Genomic DNA, 6,858 nt, shown 5'->3' on the forward strand with positions numbered 1-6,858 from the left:
GCCGATCGCCCTCGGCGAGCGGCTGTTCTCGCGCTGGGACTTCAAGCGGGTGCTGGCCGACGGCTTCGTCGACATCATCCAGCCCGACCCCTCGCACTCCGGCGGCATCACCGAGACGCGCAAGATCGCGGCGATGGCCGAGGCCTACGACGTCGCCCTGGCGCTGCACTGCCCGCTGGGACCGATCGCCCTGGCCGCCAACCTGCAACTGGACGCGGTCTGCTACAACGCCTTCATCCAGGAGCAGAGCCTGGGCATCCACTACAACGAGAGCAACGACATCCTCGACTACCTGGTCAAGCCGGAAGTGTTCGCCTACCGCGACGGTTTCGTCGACATCCCCCAGGGGCCGGGCCTGGGCATCGAGGTCAACGAGACGTACGTGCGGGAGCGTGCCGAGGTCGGTCACCGCTGGCGCAACCCGGTGTGGCGCCATGCCGACGGTAGCGTCGCCGAATGGTAAGTCCGGTCGCGGCGCGCCGGCCAGAACATTGAACGGGCTGGCCATGCTCGGCATCGCCCGACCGTTTCGATCTGGACTCCTTGGATGCAGCGCTGGCCGATCATGACTTCTTCAGCGAGCCTCGCTTATGGGGCTTGGTGGTAGGGTCCAGGCCATCTAGGAAGGCGCCAACAACGACCATTGAATCGCCTCACTAGCCTTCTCGCGGGTGGGCAACTCTTCGGCCAAACAGTCGACAAAAAATAACAGGACAGCCTAATGACCCAAGCACCTATCACTCCTCCATTCATTCCGGAAATCGAATTGGCCGGTCAGGGGGGCAGCCATCCTGAAGCATTGATCCGGCTGGATGGTACGAACTCCACTTTATTGCTGATCCATCGCCGGGAAGGGTTGCCGGAAATCGCCTATTGGGGGCGGCGCCTGCCGCAGGAAATCTCGGAGGCCGAGATCTTCGCCGTGCGTGCCCCGGACAGCCCCAATAACGGGCCGGACCAGTGGCGCCCGTTGATCACGCTGCTCGATACGATCGGCTGCTGGAATTTCGATATGCCCGGCCTGATCGCGGCGCGTCCCGATGGAAGCGGCTGGACTGCGAGTTTCGAGACCGAACAGGTGGCACGAGAGGGCCAGCGGCTTGTGGTACGGGGGAAAGACCTCGTATCCGGGCTTGCGCTAGTGCTGAATCTGGAACTCGGCCCGGATGACGTGCTGACCAGCCAGGCGCGGCTGAGCAATACCGGTACGCAGACCCTGCGGGTCGAGCGGCTTGTCTCGGGCACCTATCTGCTGCCCGAGTCGGTCGATACCGCGCATGTGCTGTCCGGCGAGTGGGGGAATGAATTCGGCATCGAGCCGATGAACCTGACCCGTGGCGGGATCGTGGTGGAGAGCCGCCGCAACCGCACGCACGACCACTTCCCCGGCATGCTGCTCTCGCCGGCCAACACCTCGGAGAACGCGGGCGAAGCCTGGGCCGTACAGCTTGGCTGGAGCGGCGGTCATCGTCTCTGCGTGGAGCGGATGGAGGACGGACGCGTCCGTTTGTCGTGCGGCGAATATCTTTATTCGGGCGAGGGAGATCTCGCGCCTGGCGCCGAGCTGGTCACACCGGTTGCCTATGCCGCCTATTCGTCCGCCGGGTTTTCCGGATGCGCCCGGGCCTTCCAGGCCCATGCGCGTCGCCACGTCCTGCACTGGCAGGGCGGCAAGATGAAACCGCGCCCGGTCCTCCTGAACTCCTGGGAAGGGAGCGGGTTCGACCTGCATGAGGATCAGCTGATGCGCCAGGTGGACGCGGCGGCCGCACTCGGCATCGAACGGTTCGTGCTGGATGACGGCTGGTTCGGGGCGCGCCGCGATTGCGATGCTGGGCTTGGGGACTGGTTCTCGGCCGCTTCGGTCTTTCCGAATGGCCTGCGTCCCCTGGCCGACAGGATTCACGGGCACGGCATGGAGTTCGGGCTCTGGTACGAGCCAGAGATGGTCAATCCGGACAGCGACCTGTATCGCGCGCATCCGGACTGGGTGCTGCAGACGCGCGGCTACCCCTTGTGGACGTCCCGCAACCAGCTGGTGCTGGACATTTCGCGGCCCGAGGTCTCGGATTACCTGTTCGAGGCGATCTCCGAGCAGGTCGCCAGCGTGCGGATCGATTACATCAAGTGGGATTTCAATCGCGATCTGGTCGAGGCATCCGATGCACAAGGTCGCGCGGCCTACCGCCGCCAGGTCCTGGCGCTCTATGCGCTGTGGGAGCGGCTGCACAAGGCGCATCCCGAGCTGGAGATCGAAAGCTGCGCATCCGGCGGCGGCCGGGCCGACTGGGGCGCGCTGGCACATACGCAGCGCGTCTGGACTTCGGACGACACCGATGCGCTGGAGCGTCTGGCGATCCAGGGCGCGGCATGGCATTTCCTGCCGCCGGAGGTGACGGGCTGCCATATCTCGGAGGTTCCGAACGGGATCACCGGCCGGACGACGACGCTGGATTTCCGGGCTTGCGTGGCAATTTTCGGGCATCTGGGGCTGGAGCTGGATCCGACGCACCTGTCCGCAGAGGAGTCCACGCGGCTCAAGGCGTGGATCGCGCTCCACAAGCGGCTGCGCAGCCTACTCCATCACGGGCAGGCACAGTTCTGCGCGGCGGACCCGGCACGGGTCGTGCGAGGGGTCGTCTCCGACGATGCACGGTCGGGGGTCTTCCTGGTGGCCCAGCGCGACTGGGTTTCCGCCCGCAGACCTTCGCCCATAAGGCTGAGCGGGCTCGACCCCGCGAAAACCTATCGCATCACACTCCCTGAGCCGCAAAACTTGCCAGCAGGGTACCGGCCGTCCGAGGTGCAAAAGGCGGTATTTTCCGGAAAAGTCCCGGTCAGCGGAGCGACGTTGATGGATGTCGGGGTTTTCCCGCCTTTCATGCAGCCATTGACCGCCATGGTCGTGGAGTTGCAGGCCGTGTAAGGTTTTGGTCTCTGGCCGGAACGTTACGGTGCGCAGCCGACAGCCACTCTGATCGGTTGCGCACCTTGTGATCGTGTTCGGACTGGTCAGGCGCAATGGTCTGCTCAAGGCGATACCTATCCCACTCTATGAGCGGGCCTCGACATAATCTGCAAGGAGACGGGGTGGCCTGTGGGGTGTGACCACATCAATGGAATCGAAGCTAGGGAGACTCGACACTCGAATAGGAGAGACTTGCCATGACGGGTAATTCCGTGCTCGACGATATGCGAGCAAGAGGGCCGGCCATACAGGTCATATCCCTGCCACGCGGCAGACATCAGTTGCACACCATGCCGACCAATGCCGGCTATGACCGGATACGGGACCGCACCTATTGCTGGGATGGCCGTCGACGTGGCAACACGCCTTTCGCCATCGTGCAGCATACCCTCGCAGGGGAAGGCAACCTGCGCTTCGAGGGGCGTCACCACCGGCTTTGCGCCGGCGACACCATGTTGGTCATGGTCCCGCACGATCATTGCTATTGGCTGGAGGAGGGAAATTTCTGGGAGTTCTTCTGGATCGCCATGTACGGCAAGGAAGCTCTCCGGCTGCAGCGGGCCTTGTTGGACGAGCGTGGACCGGTGTTGCGCCTGAGCGACAAGACCATCGAATGCCTGGCCGGAAACGTCGATGCCTTGACACGCACGCCGGAGCTGACTGCCGGGCGGGCATCGGCCCTGGCCTACGAGGCGCTCATGGCACTGCACGACGACCTGCTTGTTCAGGATATCGCTCTAGATGCGCCACAAACGGGGGGGGTTGTCTCCATCCAGAAGCATATCCATACCTGCCTGTGTCGCGAGCCCAGCACCATCTCCCAGCAGCCCGAAGACGACGAACTGGATGTGGCGAGCCTGGCTCAGTTGGCCGGCTTGAGCCGTTCCCATTTTTCCCGGCTGTTCACCCGCACGGTAGGCATGTCCCCGGCGCAATATGTCCTGAATGAACGCATGAAGCGCGCGGCCCACCTGCTCGAAGTGACTGACCTTTCGGTCAAGGCCATTGCGCTGTCTGTAGGCATCCGCGATCCCAATTACTTTTCGAAGTTGTTCCGTCACGCCTTTTCCCTGTCCCCCAGCGAATTCCGTCTCAGCGGCCTGTATGTGAACAGCCGGGGCAGCCTTTGAACCGGTCTGCCCTCGGGCGCCCGTTCGTCGGGTAAGCAGCGCCGCTGATTGGCGCTGACAGCTTTCCCGATAGTCGTCGTGCTCCCGCTTTGGGCTGGCCGGCCCAGCCCTGCGCATTCTTTCCAGCCGCCCTGGCGGCTGTGGATCTGCTCGTAGAACGGACTATGGGATCTGCGCAGCCGCAGGCAGAAGCGCTCGCCAGGAGCTATGGCATGCTGGTTAAGATTAATCCTATATTGTGGGATTGTATTTCACATATTGAAATTTCCGGAAATTCGATTTAGTGTTCCTTCAACGGGAGACTTGCTATGCCCGAACACGACAACAACACCCCATCGGGTGCTCAGACGCTGTTTCGCGGCCCGACCATGATCGATGCGCTAGCCCAAGGCGGGTATTGTCCATTGCTGGTGAGTAAGTTGCGTTGGGATAAAAATGCTGAGCATGAAACAAACTATCCTGCTCTAAAGGGGCATCTCTAGAATCTAGAAGCTGCGCCATATATTCACATGGTTATCCCGATGCAGGATTTACTCTTTCATATTGAAAGCGGCTTTGCTCTATTCGAGGACTTTCCAGTTAGAAAATAAAGCGTATAAATCCATGCTGGCCTTATGAAAAAATCTGAGGAGACTCTGAAGAATCCTTTTTGCTTTGAAAGTAGATATCTGAAAGCCGCATTGTTCTTGGTTTTGGCTTTTTGCCGAAGCTAAAAAGTAGGGTTTTCACCTTCCCTAAAAATCACTTACAAAAAAACCTTACAGGTAGGGGTATATGTCCGATAATAGTTCCAGCGTTCAAGCGGACGCCGTCAGAACTGGCGGCTCAACACTTGTTCTCGCCATAATTTATGTCACCGCGCTTTTTTTCATCTGGGCGCTGGTCACCAACCTGCTCGACCCGCTGCTAAAGACTATGAAGACGGTCTTCACCCTGACGCCCGTTGAGTCGATGCTAACGGGGTTTGCCTTCTTTATCGCTTATTTCTTCGCCTCTCTCCCGTCGGCGGCTTTTCTCTCAAGATTTGGTTACGCCAAGTCGATCATGGTCGGTCTAGGTGGCATTGTTGCTGGCTGTTTTATCGCCATCGTTGCAGCCAAAGTCCATGTCTATATGGTTTTCCTGGTCGCTCTTTTTGTTATGGCATCTGGTGTAACCCTGCTTCAGGTGACGGCCAATCCGCTGATTGCGTCGATGGGTAACTCCGAAGGCTCGGCCTTTCGTTTGAACCTGTCGCAATCCTTCAACTCGCTGGGCGCGGCGTGCGGCCTGTTTTTTGGGGCTTCCTTTCTGCTCAACGGCGATATCTTCAAGAAGGATATAGTGATCACCGATCTGATGCGTGAAGCCGCGCTCGGCTTTGTCACCAATGTTTATCTGGTGATCGGCCTGGCACTAGCGCTTTTCATCTTCGCCATCTGGCTGGTGCGTGACAAGATTACAGCGGCAGCACCCAATACGGGTCATCTGGTTTCGCCGTTCACTGCCCTGACATCCAAATGGGCGAATCTCGGCTCCATCGGTATCTTCTTGTATGTTGGCGCAGAAGTGGCCATCTCGCTTAACCTGCTGCTCTATCTTGAACAGGCCAATATTCTCAATGTCGAAACCCAAGCGGCCGGACACCTGACCACCTTTTACATGGTATTCGCCATGATCGGTCGCTTTGTCGGCTCGGCCCTGCTCAAGGTTGTCAAGGATTACGCCATGCTTACCATCGTGGCGGTAGGCGCTATAGCACTCTGTCTGGTCGTGATTTTCACCAAGGACATGGTGCCATCGGCTCCCACCGGCATGATCAATGTCATCCTGGCGTCGGTACCTAATACATCGGGCCTGATCCCGGCGTTCGCCGCACTCCTGATCGGGCTTTTCAACTCGATCATGTTCCCGACCATCTTTACCCTCACCCTGCAACGTTCAACGGCACCGACTTCCGCGACTTCCGGTCTTTTGTGCCTGGCTATCGTCGGCGGTGCCATTCTGCCGCTGATCTTTGCCAAGATCGAAGAGGTGACAGGGTCCAAGTCGCTCGGTTTCATCGCACCACTGATCTCTTACGTTTATGTGCTGTGGTTCGCTGTAGTTGCCAAAAAGGCTCCGACCCACACCCTCAAGGAGGGCATCAGCTGCGGCCACTAATTGGCCCACCGCAATCTTTGACGAGCCCCTGCCTGTACATCCCCCAGGCAGGGGCTTTTGCATGTGGACTTGCCGAACACCCGCCTCCCGCTTTGGCTGTCTCACCTGGGGGTGCCAGCACTCACTCCGGGCCTCGAAAGCTTCCGAGCTGATTTACCCCAACGTGTTGTAGCGCTGCTGGCGTCACCGACCAGCGCCACACCGTCTCGTAGGTCAGCTTGATGCCACGCGCGGCCAGCCGCTCCTCAACCATGCGCAGGCTCAAAGGGAAACGGTAGTGCATAGCCGATCACAGTGAGTGGAAAGCGGTAACCATGACAACACGGCGGCAGGCGGCATGGGCGGGGTAAGGAGAGACCGTTCAGAGCCACCCCTTTCAAGGTCTTTACGTAAACTCCCTTCCCTAAAACCATCAAGAGGGCAAGGCGGTGTGGGACGAGATTCTGGCGCGATTCGAGAAGCAGGCACCGACCGGCCAGCGTCATGGCACGGCTGGTGTTGGAACGGGCGATGCCGGCTGCCTGGGTCGACGAAGTGTTCGAGACCAACCGGCAGCGCCAGTATCCCCGGGAGCTGCTGTTTTCCACCGTCGTCGAGCTGATGTCGCTGGTTTCCCTG

General features: G+C 59.9%; 5 protein-coding genes and 2 pseudogenes. 6 read left to right on the forward strand and 1 reads right to left on the reverse strand.

Annotation, left to right across the window (positions count from 1 at the left end; all coding sequences use genetic code 11):
* The 5 genes from BMY22_RS22195 to BMY22_RS22210 all read left to right on the forward strand — a co-directional run.
* Nucleotides 1–463, forward strand: a 463-nt coding sequence (locus BMY22_RS22195) for an enolase C-terminal domain-like protein (protein ID WP_279626391.1), incomplete at its 5' end; no start/stop codon positions are given.
* A 258-nt stretch (nucleotides 464–721) separates the two neighbouring features.
* Nucleotides 722–2,926 carry an alpha-galactosidase gene (locus tag BMY22_RS22200; RefSeq protein WP_090625463.1) on the forward strand — a complete coding sequence of 735 codons (2,205 nt, stop codon included), beginning with the start codon at nucleotides 722–724 and terminating at the stop codon, nucleotides 2,924–2,926.
* Nucleotides 2,927–3,165: 239 nt separating this feature from the next.
* Nucleotides 3,166–4,098: an AraC family transcriptional regulator gene (locus BMY22_RS22205; RefSeq protein ID WP_090625464.1), complete on the forward strand. Its 933-nt coding sequence runs from the start codon at nucleotides 3,166–3,168 to the stop codon at nucleotides 4,096–4,098.
* A gap of 308 nt (nucleotides 4,099–4,406) precedes the next feature.
* Nucleotides 4,407–4,580 (forward strand): hypothetical protein, encoded by a 174-nt coding sequence (locus tag BMY22_RS25120; protein WP_244158974.1) that lies wholly within the window; start codon nucleotides 4,407–4,409, stop codon nucleotides 4,578–4,580.
* Nucleotides 4,581–4,872: 292 nt separating this feature from the next.
* Entirely contained in the window at nucleotides 4,873–6,240 is a 1,368-nt protein-coding gene (locus BMY22_RS22210) for a sugar MFS transporter (protein WP_090625466.1), read from the forward strand.
* A gap of 190 nt (nucleotides 6,241–6,430) precedes the next feature.
* Here BMY22_RS22210 and BMY22_RS24105 read toward each other — a convergent pair.
* Nucleotides 6,431–6,572, reverse strand: a pseudogene (locus BMY22_RS24105) (IS6 family transposase); the annotation flags it as partial.
* A 151-nt stretch (nucleotides 6,573–6,723) separates the two neighbouring features.
* Between BMY22_RS24105 and BMY22_RS24110 the strand changes: the two are divergent.
* Nucleotides 6,724–6,858, forward strand: a pseudogene (locus BMY22_RS24110) (IS4 family transposase); the annotation flags it as partial.

Source organism: Azotobacter beijerinckii, assembly GCF_900110885.1.
In the GTDB taxonomy this organism is placed as follows: domain Bacteria; phylum Pseudomonadota; class Gammaproteobacteria; order Pseudomonadales; family Pseudomonadaceae; genus Azotobacter; species Azotobacter beijerinckii.